The following is a 16,240-nucleotide window of genomic DNA, read 5'->3' as shown; positions in this document are numbered from 1 at the left end:
GGCTAATCAAGTCAGCTGCGGGCCCTCCTCATCGAGCCGATCGCTCCGGCCAGGTAGACCAGACAGCCGCTCCACACCAGCACCATGCCCGCCCAGTAGCCGGCGCTGACCTGCTGCCCGAAGACGAACAGCCCCAGCAGCAGCTGCATCGTCGGAGCCAGATACTGCAGGATTCCCAACGTTCCGAGGGGAATCCCGGGGGCGGCGACGGCGAACAGCCACAGCGGCACCGCGGTCAGCACACCGGCGGCCACCATCAGCAGTGAGACGCGCCAGTTGACGCCGATCTGCCCGGTGCCCTGGATCGCCAACCACCCCAGCCAGCCCAGCGCCAGCGGGGTCAACGCAAGCGTCTCGGCCGTCAGGCCCTCGAGCGCCCCCAGCCGGGCGCGCTTCTTCATGGCGCCGTAGAGGCCAAAGCTGAAGGCCAGCACCAGCGAGACCCACAGGGTGCGCCAATTGCCCCACGCGATGATGCACACCCCCACCAGCGCCAGCACGCAGCCGATCTGCCCGTAGCGCGACATCCGCTCGCCGAACAACAACAGCCCCAGCGCGATGCTCACCAGCGGATTGATGAAGTAGCCCAGCGACGCCTCCACCACGTGCGACGAGTTGACCGCCCAGATGTAGGTGAGCCAGTTGAGCCCGATCAGCACCGAGGCCGCCAACAGCCACGGCCAGGTGTCTCGCCGTGCCGCGGTGCGCACCCATCCCCAGCTGCGACGCAGCACCAGCAACATCACCGCGACGAAGACCAGGCTGAACACGATGCGTCCGGCCAGGATCTCCAGGGCACCGGCCGGCTTCAGCAGCGGCCAGAACAGCGGGAAGCCGCCCCAGATCAGGTAGCAGCCGATGCCGGCCAGCAGTGCCTGCCGACTGTGGGTGGGTTCGTGGTCAGTCATCTGTCTCCTGTCTCGGCCTACAGTCTCTCCCGAAGCCGAGACACAATGGCAACCATGTCCACCACGAATCCACCAACGGGCCCCTTCGAGGCAATCGTCTTCGACATGGACGGCACCCTGACCGACACCGAGCACGTGTGGGACGTGGTCCGGCGCGGGCTGGCCGAACAGGATGGCCTTGCGTGGCCCGAGGAGTCCACCACCGCCATGATGGGAATGTCCACCGCCGAGTGGAGCCGCCACCTGACCGAGGTGGTCGGCATCAAGGGCTCTCCCGAGCAGGCGGCCCGACGCACCATCGACGGCATGGTGGAGCACTACCGCACCGGGGTGCGGCTGCTGCCCGATGCCAGCGAGTCGGTGCGTCGGATGGCCGAGTTGATGCCCGTGGGCATCGCGTCGTCGTCGCCGGTGGTCTTGATCGAGGCAGGAATCCAGGCGCTGGGCATCGGCGACGTGGTGCGCCAGTACGTCTCCACCGAGCAGGTGCCGCGCGGCAAGCCCGCCCCGGACGGTTACCTGCGGTGCGCGGAGCTGCTGGGCGCGGACCCGGCGCGGTGCCTGGCCGTGGAGGACTCGAGCAATGGGATCCGCTCCGCGCTGGCTGCGGGCATGACCACCATCGCGGTGCCTCCCCACTTCCACCCGCCCTCCGACGAGCTGCTGGCCCGCTGCACCGTCATCGACAGCCTCGAGGAACTGACCGCCGACCTCGTCCGGGGGCTGGCAGGCTGAGGACAGGGCCTCAGCCCAGGACCGCCTGCATGTCGGCCTCGAAGTCGACCACGGCCCGGGTGGTCAGTTCGTCGTCGAAGAGGTCGGCGATGACCGCCGGGGGAAGGGTGAACACCCGCACCCCCGCGCCGACCAGCGCCATCACCTGCTGGGCGCTCTTCACCGAGGCGGCCATGACCAGCGGCCCGGTGCCGTCCTGGGGCACTGCCCGGGTCATCGCCTGGATCTCGGAGAGGGCATCGCGTCCCGCCACCTGCATGCGGTTGAAGTAGGGGGCCAGGTAGCGAACGCCCAGCGCCGAGGCCACCGCCACCTGCTTGGCCGCATAGACGGCCGTCATCAGCACCGGTACCTGCTGCTCGTGGAGGCGGGTGATCACCTGCGCCCCCGTGGGGGTGACGGGAATCTTGATCGTGGCCGAGGGCGCCTGCTCGCGGATCTGCATGGCGGCGGCGTACTGCTCCTGCGCGCTGTCCCCCCACAACTGGAAGCAGACCTCGCGCTCACCGTCGCCGCTGGCCCACCGGGCCACCTCGGCAAGGTCGTCCACCCCCAGCCCTGCCCGTCGCAGCAGCGTCGGATTGGTGGTCACTCCGTGCACCAGCCCGGTGCGCAGCCAGGGTTCGGTCTCCTCACGCACCGCACTGTCGACGAAGATCCTGATCGGAACCGGATTGCCCATCATTCCTCCTGTGGGGCCGCACCTCAGTGCAGCATCGTCTGGCCGCCGGTCACGGGGATGGCCTGACCGGTCTCGTAGTCCTGGTCGACGGCGTAGCAGATCGCCTTGACCACGTCGTCTGGCCGGCAACCGCGCCCGAGCGGCACCTTGGCCTGGTAGAAGTTGCGCACGTCCTCGACCGTCGTGGCACCCGGTACCTTGCCTGCTCGCAGGTACTGGACGAACAGTCCGTCGTCGGGATCGGACCACAGGGGGCCGTCCAGGTAGTTCCCGGGGCACACCGCGTTGACCTTGATTCCTTGGCCCGCCAGTTCCAGGGCGAAGGACTGGGTGAGCCCGATGCCGCCGAACTTGCTGCCGGCATAGGGGGCATTGCGGTTGGAGCCGGCCAGGCCCGACTTCGAGTTCACCTCGACGATGTCGAAGCGGTGGGCAGGCGCGGCACGATGTTGCGCCGCCATCACCGGGACCACCGCCTGCACCCCGACGAAGTAGCCGCGGTAGTTGACGCGAGTGACCAGGTCGAAGTCGTCGACGGACAGTTCCGTCACCGCCCCGGCACGCACCACGCCGGCATTGGCGACGAACAGGTCCAGCCCGCCGAAGGCCTGCACCACCTCCGCCACGCCAGCCCGGGTGGACTCGGGATCCGCGACGTCCATCCGGAGGCCGATCGCCTGCCACTCACCGTGCTCGGCACGGATCTGCTCGGCCGCGGCCAGCACACCATCGTGGTTGAGGTCGGCCAGGGCAACCACGACGCCACGGGCGGCGAGCCCCTGTGCGATGCCCAGGCCGAAGCCCTGGGCGGCGCCGGTCACCAGGGCGACCTTGCCCGCCATCGGGCCTGCCATGGAATTGGCCTGTGTGGAATTGGCCTGTGTGGAATCAATCGATGTGGCGGGCCAGTCGATGCGGTAGCGCCCCACCCCGTCGATCGCCACGCTGCAGGGTTCCCCCTGCTGCGAGCGAACCTGCTGCAACCGTTCCCGCCACGCCTCGACGGGCGGCTCGCCGTGGATCGGCCCCAGCTGCCAGTCGGCGGTGCCCTCCTCGGCAGCCTCCTCGGCGACGGCCCGCAGGACCGGCAGCCTGCCATCGCGTGCCAGCAGGGCGCGGATCGTGGCGATCTGGACCTGTCGGTGTGGATCAACGCTGGATTCCATGGTGTCCTCCCAGATGGGTGGACGCGGCCCGCCGGGATCTTCCCAGCTGGCCGCGCCCGTCATGCCCTGCCGTGTCCGTCAACTGATGCCGTCATCACTGCTCGATGGTGAGCACTGATCCAACCTGGACCTCCGGCTGACCGTCCTCACACAGGATGTGGATCGCGCCGGCCAGGCTCGCGGTGCTGCTGCCGTCGACGTTCACGGTGAGGTGCCCCAGTCCGTTCAGGTTCTTCTGGGCGGCCTCCCCCACCGCGGTGATGGGGAAGAGCTTGCCGTCGACGCCGAAGGACTGCCCCACGGCCAGGTCGGCGCTGGTCTGGGTCATCTCGATGATGAAGCAGTAGTCACGCAGCGCTTCGGGGGCGCTCTCGCCGAAGGTGACGAACAGGCCGTCGGCGATGAAGGCGGACGCCATGCTGCCGGCGTCGCGAACGGTGGTGCGGAAAATTTCGGTCATGTCAGCTCCAGGTTCTGGTGCGTGCGGTCAGGATCAGGGGATCAGGAATAGCGGGGGTCAGGAATAGAGTCCGATGCTCGCGAGCCAGGCAATGCCGACGCGGGGAACACCGTTGAGGAAGCGGGAGTACAGGACGGCGGGAACACCGACCTCCACGGTCTCCGGGTCGGCCTCGGACAGACCGAGACCAACGGGGATGAAGTCACAGGCATTCTGCGTGTTGATCGCGAACAGTGCGGGCAGCGCCAGGTGCGGCGCCACATTGCCCTTGCCGATCTCCACACCGATCAGTGTGCCGATGATCTGCCCGATCACGGCGCCCGGACCGAGCAGCGGGGACAGGAAGGGGATCGAGCAGATGAATCCCAGCACCATCAGACCCCAGCCGGAGCCGGCCAGCGGCGTGAGGAAGCTGGTGAACCACTTCCCGAAGCCCGAGGCGTTGATGATGCCGATCAGCATCGAGATGAAGGCCATGAAGGGCAGGATCGTGTTGATCATGGTCTGGATGGCATCGCGGCCGGCCTGGAAGAAGACCGACACCACCTTGCCGGCGCCCAGACCGATCTTCATCAGCAGCGTCTGGTCCTTCTGCTCCCGCAGGGTCTCGGAGACCTTCTTGTCTGCGGTGAACTTCGCCTTCTCCTGGCCCGCGGCCGCCCCGGTCGCGGCGGTGGCCGCGGCCTCGGTCTCGGCACCATCGGCGGGACGGACCTGGGCCGGCCCCACCGCGGAGACGTAGATGCCCTCGTGGATGAACTGGGCCAGCGGACCCGTCTTGCCGGTGGGCATGACATTGATCGTCGGGATGTTCTTCTTGGGGTAGATGCCGCACCGCAGCGTGCCACCGCAGTCGATCACGGCCATCGCGATCTGGTCGTCCGGCACGGAGGTCTGGAAGCCGTTGACGGCCTCTCCCCCGGTCAGCTCCACCAGCTTGTCGACCACCTCGGGCTTCTGCCCGCCACCGACGATGTAGACGATCTTGTTGCGCTCCGGGGTGACGGTGATGGTCAGCGGACCGCCGTAGCCGCCCTGCCCCTTGGAGACGACGACGCTCTTGTGCTCGCTCATGCCGCCACCTTCACTTCACCGCTGAGGGTGACACCCTGCTGCTTGGCCACCCAGGGGGTGATGAAATCGGTGACCCAACCACCGAGGAAGTTCAGGATCATGCCAACCACCAGGTAGCGCAGGGCGAGCTCGGCGGTGTTGAGCCCCAGCTTCTCGATGCCGGCCGCGATGCCCAGCCAGATGAACAGCTCACCCGCATTGATGTGCGGGAAGATACCGCTCGAGGTGTGGCAGAACTGGGCGGCGCTGGCGTAGTAGCTCGGCTTGTACTTCTCCGGCAGGAAACGTCCCAGGGTGAAGCCCATCGGGTTGGCCAGCATGAACATGCCCAGGAAGGGCAGCACCAGGTAGCGGCTGAACGGGTTGCCGGAGGCGCGGCGGGCGAGCTTGTTGATCTTGTCCTCGCCGATCAGCTGGATCAGCGAGTTCATGGCGATGAGGAGCATCAGGACCAACGGCACGATGCCGGTCATCCAGCTGATGAAGGTCTCCCCTCCAGCGCGGAACAGCCCAATGAACCATTCGGCTGCACGGACGGTGAAGTCCATGATCGTTTCCTTTCTTCGAACGTGGGATTGGTGGGTCAGGCGAATGCCTGTTGGGTGCGGCTCCTGCGTGACAGGAGCTTGCTGATCGGGCCCGGGGGCTCCAGTGGCACCAGGCCCTCAGAGGCGAGCAGGTAGTTGTCGCGCGCATTGTTGACGGCGATTCGGACGCTGCGGTTCAGCTGTCGGCAGTCCTCGCCGTCCAGTCCGGCCAGCGGGCGCCCGTTGTAGGCGGTGAATTCCCGAAAGCGCGAGAAGACCGTGACGCCGCTGAGCACCCTGCCCTCGACCACCACGCCGTCGTCGTCCAGGCGGAACATCACGATGGCGCCATTGGCCACCAGGTTCTTCTGCTTGCCCAGGGCGACGCGTCCCTGGCGGCGCATCCGCGCGTAGTGCCGTGCGTAGTCCTTGGTCTGACGCATGGACAGCACCGTCTGCACGATGTAGAAGACGGCGAATCCGATGATGACTGGCCAGAACATGTCAGCTCCCTTGCTTGGTCTCGCGCATGGCGTCGAGCACGGCCAGCAGCGAGCGGTAGTCGGTGACGGCGCCCAGGCGCGTCATGAGTTGGGGATCGGTGCCCAGGGCGATGAGTTCCTCGTAGGTGCGGATGAGGATGCGGTCGTCATAGTCGGCCTTCTCCGGCACGGCCATCAGGAAGACCGCATCCAGCCCGTCGCTGCCCTCGCCAGCATCGATCGTGCCCAGCGCGCACGTCACGGCGCGCAGCCCGGCCGAGCTGGCGTGGGGGAAGGCGAGCCGGTCGCCGATCAGGACGGGCTCCTGTTCGGCGAGCCGGGTGGCGATGGCCTGCAGGAACTGCTCGTCGACCAGCCCCAGGGCCACCAAGTGGTCGCACAGCAGTTCCACGGCACCGTCATGGGTGCATCCGGCAGGCAGCCGCAGCACCCGATCGTCGTCCAGCAGGTAGGTGAGCATCGAGCCGTCCGGCTCGTCCATGGGCAGCGGGCCGAAGTCGTCGAAGCGCATGGTCCGCAGCGTGGCGACCAGCTCGGAGGGGTCGAAGAATTCCGACAATTCGATGACCGGCATCGGCAGTTCGAGCTCGCTGCCCGGTGAGGCGACCACCAGGTCGAACTCCCCCGCGGCAATCCGGCTGGCATCGGCCACCTGGGTGTAGACGGTGTCGATCAACAACGCCTTGGACATCTGCGAGCGCAACAGGCTGGCGGCGGCCGGGCCCCGCTGCGAGACGATGCCCACGCGGAAGGGTCGATTGCGGCGTGAGGCATTGTCGTCCAGGAAGACCTGGAAGTAGGTGGCCGCAAGGGACAGTTCCACCTCGTCCATCAGAAGGCCGGTGTGTTCCCCCACCACGTCTGCCGCCACCTGGGCCATGCGATGGGCCAGGGGGAAGCGCTCCCTGATCTCGTGCAGGTCATTGCCGGGTTCGGCCGGCAGGCTGAAGCGCATCCGGTTGATCATGAAGTGCAGGTGTGACCCGAACTCTCCCAGCAGTGAATTGGGGCGGATGTCCACCTCCAGCACCTGCCGGACCCGGGTGAAGATCTCCTCGACGAGTTCGCGGATCTGTGGCGGCAGCTCGTCCTGGGTCATCGAGTCGGCACCCACGGTCGTTCGCCGCCCGGAGGCGGGCAGGGCCAGGTACAAGACCTCGGCCTCGGGCAGGGTGCCTCCTTGTACCTCGGCCACGGCGTCGGCGAGCTGGCGGGCAAAGTCATGGGCCGGGCTGCCGACGATCTCCTGGTAACCCTCGGGCAGGTCCTCGAGTTCGTGGCCGGAATCGCACCGGTCCAGCTGGACCACCAGCCAACGTCCCGTCTCGCGGGCGGTGGCCTCGTCGAGCCCGTGGGCACGGCAGGTTCGCGCCAGCGCCGCCTCCAGTTCCGGATCCAGCGGGTAGTTGCCATAGGCGACGTGGAAGCAGTGCCGCAGGACAGCCAGCCGAATGGCCAGCTCCTCACCCACCAGCTGCAGCCCGACATTGGGGCGGCCCTCGATCCCGACGCCCTGTGGCTCCAGGACGCGGCGCAGCTGCGCGAGGTCGGCCGTCACCGTGGTGCGTCCCACATTCATCCGGCGCGCCAAGATCTCCGTGGTGACCGTGGTGTAGATGGTGACCAGGTCGGCCAGGATGAAGGCCCGGCGGTGCTCGGGATCGTTGAAGTTCTCGGGAACCTCGAGCACGTCGAGCCGACGCTCGGCGTACTGCAGGGGATTCACCACTCGCAGCCGGTAGCGGCCATTGATCAGGCGAACCTGGGCGGCGGGCGCGAGCGACGTGTTCAGGGAGGCCACCTCCGTGGCCAAGGTGCGATTGCCCACGCCCAGCACACGCGCCAGTGACTCGGGCGCGGCCGACAGGCTCGTCTCGAGTTGCTGCAGGATCAGTGCTGGGCGCTGCATGTCTCCCCTTCGTTGGTGGATGCTGTGAAACCTAACCCTGCAGTCACCTCGACCGCCCGCTCCAATGGCCCGCTGGATTGCGGAGGGATCGGCAAGTCTCCGACGCACCTCGAGCGCCTCCCGGCTTCCCCACGCGCGCACCATGGGGGAGCATCGGCGGTGGAGGGGATCATGCGAATGGCAAGGGTCACGGTCGGGTTGGACAGGGGTGTCCATGCCCGCGTCGCGACGCAGTTGTGCGAGTGCGCTGCGCAGTACGACAGTTCGGTCTTCCTGCGTACCCACCGTTCAGCCAGTGCTGCCAACGTGTTCGACGTGCTGGCGCTGGGTATCGCACGCGGGGATGAAGTGACCGTGATGGCCGATGGCACGGACGAGCGGCTTGCTCTGGCTGCCGTGGTCGAGTTCCTGACCGCAGATCCGCACCCTGGGATGCAAAGCGCCGACTGAACTGCGACCCCGGGACTTCCGGGGCGGGACCTAGCCTGATGACACGGGCGGCATGGCTCGCCTCGACGACGCAGCAAGGAGATGGATCAACGATGGACAGCATCCTGGCCCAGGCACTGGAAGGTGCAGACCAGACGGATGTGGTGAGCACGGGCCGAGGGGTACTCGACGACTGCGGCCCAGCCCTGGCCCGTTGCGCTCCCGGGAGCGCGGCCCTGCTGGTGGCCGACGAGAACACCTGGCGGGTGGCCGGTGAGCGGACCAGCCGCGCCCTGGAGACCGCTGGCATCACACTGGCCGCTCCCCTGGTCTTCCCCGCCCGCCCCACCCTGTACGCGTCGCTGGACAATGCCGCGCGGATCCGTGAGGCGCTTGCCGAGGCCGAGCGGCAGCACGGCCCGGTGCTTCCCGTCGCGGTGGGTGCCGGAACCCTCAATGACCTGGTGAAGATGGCCGCCCACCAGAGCGGCCGTCGCTATGCCGTGGTGGGAACCGCCGCCAGCATGGACGGCTACACCGGGGCCGGTGCCCCCATCAGCGACAACGGCGTCAAGATCACCATGAACTGCACCGCCCCGCAGGCTGTGATCTTCGACCTCGACATCACGGCCGCCGCACCGCAGTGGATGGTGGCCTCCGGCTATGGAGACCTGGCCGCGAAGATCCCCGGTGGGGCCGACTGGATCCTGGCCGACGCCGCCGGGGTGGAGGCCATGGACGACCATGTCTGGAAGCTGGTGCAGTCCGGCGTGCGTGATGCACTGGCGCATCCCACCGCGCTCGCCCAGGGGGAGCCGGAGGCCTTCGAGGGCCTGGTGGACGGCCTGGTGCTCTCCGGTCTGGCGATGCAGGTCTATGGCGGCACCCGCCCCGCTTCTGGCGCCGAGCACTATTTCAGCCACATCTGGGAACTCGACCATCTGGGGGCCGACGACGAGCCCCCGCTGTCGCATGGTTTCAAGGTGGCCATCGGCACGCTGGCCATGCTGGCCTTCTACGAGGCCTTCATGGAACGCGACCTGGCAAGCCTTGACATCGGTCAGGCCGTCGCCCAGTGGGCTGCCTGGGACCAGGTGGAGGCCGACATCCGCCGCACCTTCAGCGGCCCGCTGGCCGAGCACGCCGTGAAGGAGACCCGGACCAAGTACGTCACGCCGCAGGGCCTGACCGAGCGGCTCACCCGGCTGCAGGACGGCTGGGGCACCACCCGGCAGCGCCTGCAGGACCAGCTGGTGGCCGCGCGCGACTTCCAGGCCATGCTCGCCGCCGCGGGGGCCCCGAGCCGTCCCGAGGACATCGGCCTGACCGCCCAGCAGGTTCGTGAGACCTTCCCCAAGGCCATGTACTACCGGTCGCGCTACACGGTGCTGGACGTGGCTCGCGAAGCCGGCTGGTACGACGAGATCGTGGACGAGATCTTCGCTCCCGGAGGCATCTGGAGCTAAGCCGAGAACAAGGCAAGGGCCGGTCCCCGGTGGGGTGACCGGCCCTTGCCCATCTTGGAGCCGTGAAGGTCAGCCGAGGACATTCTTGGCGGTCTCGACGACGTTGTCCACGGTGAAGCCGAGCTTCTCGAACATCACATTGCCGCTGGCGGAAGCGCCAAAGGTCTCGATGGAGACCGAGGCACCCTCGAAACCGACGTACTTGGCCCAGCCCTGGGCAATGCCGGCCTCGATCGAGACCCGCTTGGTGACGGCCTTGGGCAGCACCTGCTCCTTGTACTCGTCGCTCTGCTCCTCGAACCACTCCTGGCACGGCATGGAAACGACGCGGGTGGCGACGCCCTGCTCCTCGAGCACCTTCTGCGCCTCGACAGCCAGGGCAACCTCGGAACCAGTGGCGATCAGGATCAGCTGCGGCTCGGCCGAGGCGTCCTTCAGCACGTAGGCGCCCTTCAGGGTGCCCTCGGCGGCCGCGTACTCCGTGCGGTCGACGATCGGCAGGTCCTGGCGGCTGAGCACCAGCCCGGTCGGCTGGTCGGTGTGCTGCAGGGCGCCGAGCCAGGCGTAGCTGGTCTCGTTGGCGTCTGCCGGACGGACCAGCGCCAGGTTCGGGATGGCGCGGTAGGCGGCCAGGTGCTCGATCGGCTGGTGCGTCGGGCCGTCCTCGCCGACACCCACGGAGTCGTGGGTCCAGACGAACAGGCTCGGCAGCCCCATCAGCGCGGCCAGACGGACCGGCGGACGCATGTAGTCCGCGAAGACGAAGAAGGTGGCGCCGTAGCAGCGGGTCAGGCCCGAAAGGGTGATGCCGTTGACGATGCCGCCCATGCCGTGCTCACGGATGCCGAAGTGCAGGGTGCGACCGTACTCGTTGCCCTGGAACTCCTCACTGGAGCGCTCGGAGGGCAGGAAGGAGGGCTCGCCCTTCATGGTGGTGTTGTTCGAGCCGGCCAGGTCGGCCGAGCCGCCCCACAGCTCGGGCAGCTGGCTGGCCAGAGCGCTCAGGACCTCGCCCGAGGCGGCGCGAGTGGCCTTCTTGCCGGGCTCGAAGACCGGCAGCTTGAGATCCGCGGGCAGGGTGCGGCCGGAGACACGCTCAAGAAGCTCTGCCTTGTCCGGGTTGACCTGCTTCCACGCCTCGAACTTCTGCTCCCACTCGGCGCGCAGGCGCTTGCCGCGCTCCGACGCGTTCTGGCGGGCGTGGGCCACAGCCTCCTCGTCCACCGCGAAGGGGGTGTCCTCGAAGCCGAGCTCCTTCTTCAGCGCGCTGATCTCCTCACCACCGATCTTGGCGCCATGCACGGAGTGCTTGCCCTGCTTGGTGGGCAGCGGCCAACCGATCACGGTGGTGACCTTGATGAAGGAGGGCTTGTCCGTGACGGCCTGAGCAGCCTCGATGGCCGCGTAGAGCTCGTCGATCTTCTCCTCGTACTTCGTGCCGCCATTGGTGAAGTCGACGTGCTGCACGTGCCAGCCGTAGGCCTCATAGCGAGCGGCGACGTCCTCGCTGAAGGCGATCTTGGTGTCGCCCTCGATGGAGATGCGGTTGTCGTCGTAGAACAGGACCAGGTTGCCCAGGTTCTGGGTGGCGGCAAGCGACGAGGCCTCACTGGAGACACCCTCCTGCATGCAGCCGTCGCCGGCGATGCAGTAGATGGTGCGGTCGAAGGGGCTCTCGCCAGCAGGTGCCTCGGGATCGAACAGGCCGCGCTCCTTGCGAGCGGCCATCGCCATGCCGACAGCCATGCTGATGCCGGCGCCGAGCGGACCGGTGGTGGCCTCGATGAACTTGGTGTGGTGGTACTCGGGGTGACCCGGGGTCTTCGAGCCCCACGTGCGCAGCGACTTCAGGTCGTCGAGCTCCAGGTCGCAGCCGGCCAGGTAGAGCTGGGTGTACTGGGTGAGCGAGGAGTGGCCGGCGCTCAGGACGAAACGGTCACGGCCCAACCACAGGCTGTCGGTCGGATCCGTCTTCATGACCTTCTGGTACAGCAGGTAGGCCAGCGGGGCCAGCGAGATCGCGGTGCCGGGGTGGCCATTGCCCACCTTCTCCACAGCGTCGGCGGCCAGGATGCGGGCGGTGTCGACGGCGCGATCGTCCTGCTCGGTCCAGTTGAGGGTGTTGTTCACGGTCTGCCTTTCAGGTGCGTGCGGGGTCGAAGGCTTTCACTGGTGATCCTAGTTGGAGCCACTGACAGACCCTCAGGGTTTGCCAGTGGTTGCCGCCCGATCAGGAATGACAGCTGGGCGCGGAACCGACGGCGTCAGTCGCCAGTGACGTCCCACCCCAGCTGCTTCCAGACGGACTCTGGCAGTAGCCGGTCGATCCGGTCAAGAACGTAGTCAGGGCGCTCATCGGCGGGCAGCTGCCGGACATCGTCCGCCGTCGCCTCACCCGTCAGCACGAGCGCCGAGCGCATCCCCGTGTCCAGCGCCATCTGGATGTCGGTCTGGAGCCGGTCGCCAACCATCACGCAGTCCGCCAGATCCACGTCGAGACCGGACAGTGCCTCAGTGAGCATGATTGACGAGGGTTTGCCAAGGCTCGCCTGGCAGGTGGTACCGGTGCAGGCCTCGATTGCCGCGGTGATGGCGGCACAATCGGGCTCACCGCGCCCCCCTGGAAATGGGCAGAAGCGGTCCGGGTTCGTCTGCACCAGGATGGCGCGCTGGTGGAACCAGATCGCATCGAAGGCGATCTGCAATTTGCGGTAGTCGAAGGAGCGGTCGTACGAAGCCACCACGACGTCGATCTCGGCCGGGTCCTCGCTCAAGCGGAAACCAGCTTCCCGCAGTGCCCTGCAGAGGGGCTCCTCCGCGATCGGGAAAAGCACGGCATCGGGATGGTTGGCCAGCAGCCACCGGGTGGTGGTGACCACCGTGTTGGAGATGTCGGCGATCTCCGTCGGCAGGCCAAGCCCGGCCAGCTTCTCGACGTACTGTGCCGGGTCCTTCGTCGGATTGTTGCTCAGGAAGCGCACCGGGATGTCCCTGCGACGCAGCTCCTCCACGAGCCGCACCGCGCCGGGCAGGATCTCGTCGCCCAGATAGATCGTGCCGTCCATGTCGAAGACATAGGCGGCGTGCAGCTGGGTGGGACGGGTGGTCTGGCGGTGGGGCATCCCGGTGTTCCTGTTCATGTCGGGGTGAGTGGTCCTGCAGGCGTTTGCCGGACGGATTCAGCGGCCAGCGCCGTCGGAACCGAAGAACTTCTTCCACGGCACGTCGACGGGCTTGTCCTCGCCCACCACCTCATACAGATGGCGCAGCAGTGGGAACTTCTCTGCGGGCACGACGCCCCGCTCGGTCAGTCGCTTCAACGCCTGACCCACGACAACGATGCACGTGGCACCCTCCAGGGTGACTCCGGGCATCTTCGCCTTGGCCTCGCTGAAGGTCATGCCCTGCCCCACCAAAGTGCCAACCTTGACATTGCGGCCGCCCATCGAGGTGACGAAGCAGTCGCCGATGCCGGCAAGGCCCATCACGGTCTGCGGATCGCATTCCAACAGCTGCAACCACTCCTGCATCTCCAGGGATGCCTGACCGAACACCGCAGCGCCGTAGTTGTAGTTCACATAAGGGCTGTCCGAGAACTCGGCGCCCTCGTCCTTGAGCCGCTGCAGCGTTCCGTGCATGAAGCCGGCGCCGAAGGCGTAGCAGTTCTTCGTGGCTGCCATCAGCTCGATGCCCGTGAAGTCGGTGTTCAGCCACACGTGGTAGGCGTCGGTCTCGAACAGGTCCCGCCACATCTCAAGCACGCCTCGGTCCTCGCCCGCGAAGGTGACGCAGGTGTGGCGACGTACGGCCACTTCACCGGCGATCGACGGCCCTGCGATGGCGGACCAGCTCACCTGTGAGCGGAGCTCCTCCGGCACCTGGCTCGCCAGGACGCGAGGCAGGATTTCGAAATTCCCGTCCTCGTCGGCGCGGAGCCCCTTGGCCAGGGCAATGACGTGCATTCCGGGGCGCAACAGGCCAGCCAACTGCTCGCCGGCCCACTCCACACCGAAGCTATTGACACCGCTCATCACCAGATCGACGCCTTCGAAGGCCTTGTCGGCATCCTCCAACTGGTACGCCTGTGTCCCCTCGGGGACCTTGAGCCCCAGTTTCGGGTGGATGCCCGTCTGCTGGATCGAGTCGATGATCTCGCGGTCCAGGTGGGTTCCCACCAGACGAACCGTGTTGCCGTTGTCTGCGAACGGGGTGGCCAGGGCGGTGGCCATGATTCCGGAGCCGAGGACGACCAGGGTTGCCATGAATTCTTCCTTCCGTCGGTCTGCTGATGCCAGGTGCGGACTACGTCGTCCAGAACACGACTGGCTTCCTTGACCTCGACGCTAGTGCGCTGCCCCCTTCCCCGAGCCCCCTCGACAGCACGCAGCTTTGCAGGCAGCCCTGCAAAGCCGCGGCGCCGAGCGGCCCTCGACGCCCGCCCCGTCAGCCCACCTGGTCGACGGCCGTGACGACGTCCCCGTCGAGCTCCAGGAAAAGGACGACGGGTTTGTCCCCCGCCTGGCCCCGGGCGACCGCCCGCCGTCCGGCATCCACCAGGTCCACCAGTTCGAAGCCCCGCAGGGCACCGGCCCAGTCACTGGCCGGGGTCTCGACGCCGCCCACCCGGACGGGTCCAGCCAGCAGTGCACCCAGCGCCTTGCCATTGCCCTCCTCCAGCGCACGGGCCAGACGGTTCACCACCTGGAGCGTGGTCAGGCGTCGACCGGGGCGCGGCTCGACGCCCGTCGGGGCAGGGATGACCACCGGACTGCCCACCAGCTCCGGACGGTCCACGGGAGCAGCGGGCTGGGCGGGGGCGATGTCCAGATTGACCACCTCGCCCTGACGCGGCACCACACAGGTGATGCCGAACTCAGACACGATCCGCTCACGCAGCGCCTCTGCGGAATCCTTCTCGCCATGCACCAGGTAGACAGTGCTGGGCTTGCGGGGCAGGTCACGCAGCCAGTCGAGCAGGTCCGAACAGTCGGCATGCACGCTGAACTCGGAGTCCTGCACGATGGTGGCGCGCACGGGCACGTAGCGGCCGTGCATCTTGAGCTGCTTGGCTCCGTCGAGCAGCGACCGACCACGGGTGCCGACGCCCTGGTAGCCGGTCAGGACCACCGAGTGCTTGGGGTCGGGCAGCATGTGCTCCAGGTGGTGCACCACGCGGCCGCCGGTGGCCATGCCCGACGAGCTGATGATGATGCACGGGAAGGTCGGGTCGTTCAGGGCGCGGGACTCCTCGACGCTGCGCACCTCTCGCACGTACTTCAGGCTCGCCAGGTCATCGACGTGCATGTCCTCGCGCAGCTCGTCCGAGTCGCGGTAGACCTTGAGCGCCGCAAGGGCCATCGGGGAGTTGACGAATACCGGCACCTCCGGAATGCGCCCCTCGCGCCGCATCTCGCTGACCACCTTCAGCACCGCCTCGGTCCGGTCCACGGCAAAGGCCGGCACCAGCACCGACCCGCCGCGGGCCACCGTCTTGCGGATGGTCTCCGCGAAGGCCTCGTGGGGCAGCCCCTCCGGCTCAGGATGCTCCCGGTCTCCATAGGTGGACTCCATGATCACGTGGTCCGCCCCCTGCGGGACCCCGCGGGGCTTCAGGACGGGGTGGTCATGTCGGCCCAGGTCTCCGCTGAACAGGACCGAACGCCCGTCATGGGTGATGTTGGCGCAGGCCGATCCGAGGATGTGGCCGGCACGGGTGAAGCGCAGCACGAGACCGTCGCGCAGATCGACGTCGGTGTCGAAATCGACCGGCCGGAAGAGGCGCATGGTGGTCTGCACGTCTTCCTGGGTATAGAGGGCCAGCGGCGGGTTGTGCTTGCTCCAGCCACCCTCCGCGGCCTCCTTGGCGTCCTGCTCCTGCAGGTGCGCGGAGTCCATCAGGACGATCTCCGCCAGTTCGATCGTCTCCGGGGTGCACCACACCGTGCCGCGGAATCCGTGCTTCACCAGGGCGGGAAGGTAGCCGACGTGGTCCAGGTGGGCGTGGGTGAGCACCAGGTCAGAGATGGAGCCCGGTTCGACGGGGAACTTGGCCCAGTTCTGCTCCCGCCACTTCTTCTCGCCCTGGAAGAGACCGGCGTCCACCAGCACTCGTCGCTGTCCGAGGGTGAGCAGGTGCTTGGAGCCGGTCACCGTTTCCGCCGCTCCGATGAATGTCAGCGTCATCTGTCCCATGACCCCACTCTGCCCGGGAAGAGGGTCCCGCGGGCGGTATTGGCCCAGTTGTCAGCTCGGGTTCATCTTCGCCTCGAGCCGCTGCCATCGCAGCCTCGAGCAGCAGCCTCGAGCTCGCCCCGCCTGCCTGCTCTGCCCCGGCGCCAGTCTCACCGCCCGGATCGCACTCCCGCGCGCCAGAAACAGATG

The 16,240-nt window shown here is 67.5% G+C and carries 15 protein-coding genes; 3 read left to right on the top strand and 12 right to left on the bottom strand.

Translation table 11 applies throughout. From position 1 onward, the window contains the following. Window positions 1-11: 11 nt before the first annotated feature. The gene (gene rarD / locus ACTQ49_RS02915) at window positions 12-908 is read right to left on the bottom strand and encodes an EamA family transporter RarD (protein WP_441826349.1); all 897 of its coding nucleotides are present in this window, start codon (window positions 906-908) and stop codon (window positions 12-14) included. 54 nt (window positions 909-962) lie between these two features. Here rarD and ACTQ49_RS02910 point away from each other — a divergent pair, with 54 nt between their 5' ends. After that, window positions 963-1,643: an HAD family hydrolase gene (locus ACTQ49_RS02910; protein ID WP_441826348.1), complete on the top strand. Its 681-nt coding sequence runs from the start codon at window positions 963-965 to the stop codon at window positions 1,641-1,643. A gap of 10 nt (window positions 1,644-1,653) precedes the next feature. On the opposite strand, the gene ACTQ49_RS02905 is transcribed toward ACTQ49_RS02910, so the two are convergent. The 7 genes from ACTQ49_RS02905 to ACTQ49_RS02875 form a co-directional block, all read right to left on the bottom strand. Next, on the bottom strand, window positions 1,654-2,325 hold the full coding sequence (locus tag ACTQ49_RS02905; protein ID WP_441826347.1) for a transaldolase family protein: 672 nt from the start codon (window positions 2,323-2,325) through the stop codon (window positions 1,654-1,656). Window positions 2,326-2,348: 23 nt separating this feature from the next. Next, a complete protein-coding gene (locus ACTQ49_RS02900; RefSeq protein WP_441826346.1) occupies window positions 2,349-3,491 on the bottom strand; it encodes an SDR family NAD(P)-dependent oxidoreductase in 1,143 nt (380 codons plus the stop codon). 94 nt (window positions 3,492-3,585) lie between these two features. Next, entirely contained in the window at window positions 3,586-3,951 is a 366-nt protein-coding gene (locus ACTQ49_RS02895; protein ID WP_441826345.1) for a PTS glucitol/sorbitol transporter subunit IIA, read from the bottom strand. Window positions 3,952-4,008: 57 nt separating this feature from the next. Then, a complete protein-coding gene (gene srlE, locus ACTQ49_RS02890; RefSeq protein WP_441826344.1) occupies window positions 4,009-5,025 on the bottom strand; it encodes a PTS glucitol/sorbitol transporter subunit IIB in 1,017 nt (338 codons plus the stop codon). Beyond that, window positions 5,022-5,573, bottom strand: coding sequence for a PTS glucitol/sorbitol transporter subunit IIC (srlA, locus tag ACTQ49_RS02885; RefSeq protein ID WP_441826343.1), 552 nt, complete (start codon window positions 5,571-5,573; stop codon window positions 5,022-5,024). Before srlA ends, srlE begins: the two co-directional genes overlap by 4 nt. Window positions 5,574-5,608: 35 nt before the next feature. Further along, on the bottom strand, window positions 5,609-6,055 hold the full coding sequence (locus ACTQ49_RS02880; protein ID WP_441826342.1) for a transcriptional regulator GutM: 447 nt from the start codon (window positions 6,053-6,055) through the stop codon (window positions 5,609-5,611). 1 nt (window position 6,056) lies between these two features. After that, a complete protein-coding gene (locus tag ACTQ49_RS02875) occupies window positions 6,057-7,964 on the bottom strand; it encodes a BglG family transcription antiterminator (RefSeq protein WP_441826341.1) in 1,908 nt (635 codons plus the stop codon). A gap of 171 nt (window positions 7,965-8,135) precedes the next feature. Here ACTQ49_RS02875 and ACTQ49_RS02870 point away from each other — a divergent pair, with 171 nt between their 5' ends. Then, the gene (locus tag ACTQ49_RS02870) at window positions 8,136-8,414 is read left to right on the top strand and encodes an HPr family phosphocarrier protein (RefSeq protein WP_441826340.1); all 279 of its coding nucleotides are present in this window, start codon (window positions 8,136-8,138) and stop codon (window positions 8,412-8,414) included. Between the two features lie 92 nt (window positions 8,415-8,506). Further along, window positions 8,507-9,859, top strand: coding sequence for a sn-glycerol-1-phosphate dehydrogenase (locus ACTQ49_RS02865; protein ID WP_441826339.1), 1,353 nt, complete (start codon window positions 8,507-8,509; stop codon window positions 9,857-9,859). A gap of 69 nt (window positions 9,860-9,928) precedes the next feature. Here ACTQ49_RS02865 and tkt read toward each other — a convergent pair whose 3' ends face one another. The 4 genes from tkt to ACTQ49_RS02845 form a co-directional block, all read right to left on the bottom strand. Then, complete coding sequence (tkt, locus tag ACTQ49_RS02860) at window positions 9,929-11,989, bottom strand: transketolase (protein ID WP_441826338.1); 2,061 nt, start codon at window positions 11,987-11,989, stop codon at window positions 9,929-9,931. Window positions 11,990-12,123: 134 nt separating this feature from the next. Further along, window positions 12,124-12,981, bottom strand: coding sequence for an HAD-IIA family hydrolase (locus tag ACTQ49_RS02855; protein WP_441826503.1), 858 nt, complete (start codon window positions 12,979-12,981; stop codon window positions 12,124-12,126). Between the two features lie 57 nt (window positions 12,982-13,038). Next, window positions 13,039-14,121, bottom strand: coding sequence for an NAD(P)H-dependent glycerol-3-phosphate dehydrogenase (locus ACTQ49_RS02850; protein ID WP_441826337.1), 1,083 nt, complete (start codon window positions 14,119-14,121; stop codon window positions 13,039-13,041). A 181-nt stretch (window positions 14,122-14,302) separates the two neighbouring features. Further along, entirely contained in the window at window positions 14,303-16,051 is a 1,749-nt protein-coding gene (locus ACTQ49_RS02845; protein ID WP_441826336.1) for an MBL fold metallo-hydrolase RNA specificity domain-containing protein, read from the bottom strand. Window positions 16,052-16,240 lie beyond the last annotated feature (189 nt).

This window comes from Luteococcus sp. Sow4_B9, assembly GCF_052116585.1.
Classification (GTDB): Bacteria; Actinomycetota; Actinomycetes; order Propionibacteriales; family Propionibacteriaceae; genus Luteococcus.
Note: the sequence above shows the minus strand (reverse complement) of the source record. Positions and strands in the feature narration are given on the sequence as shown.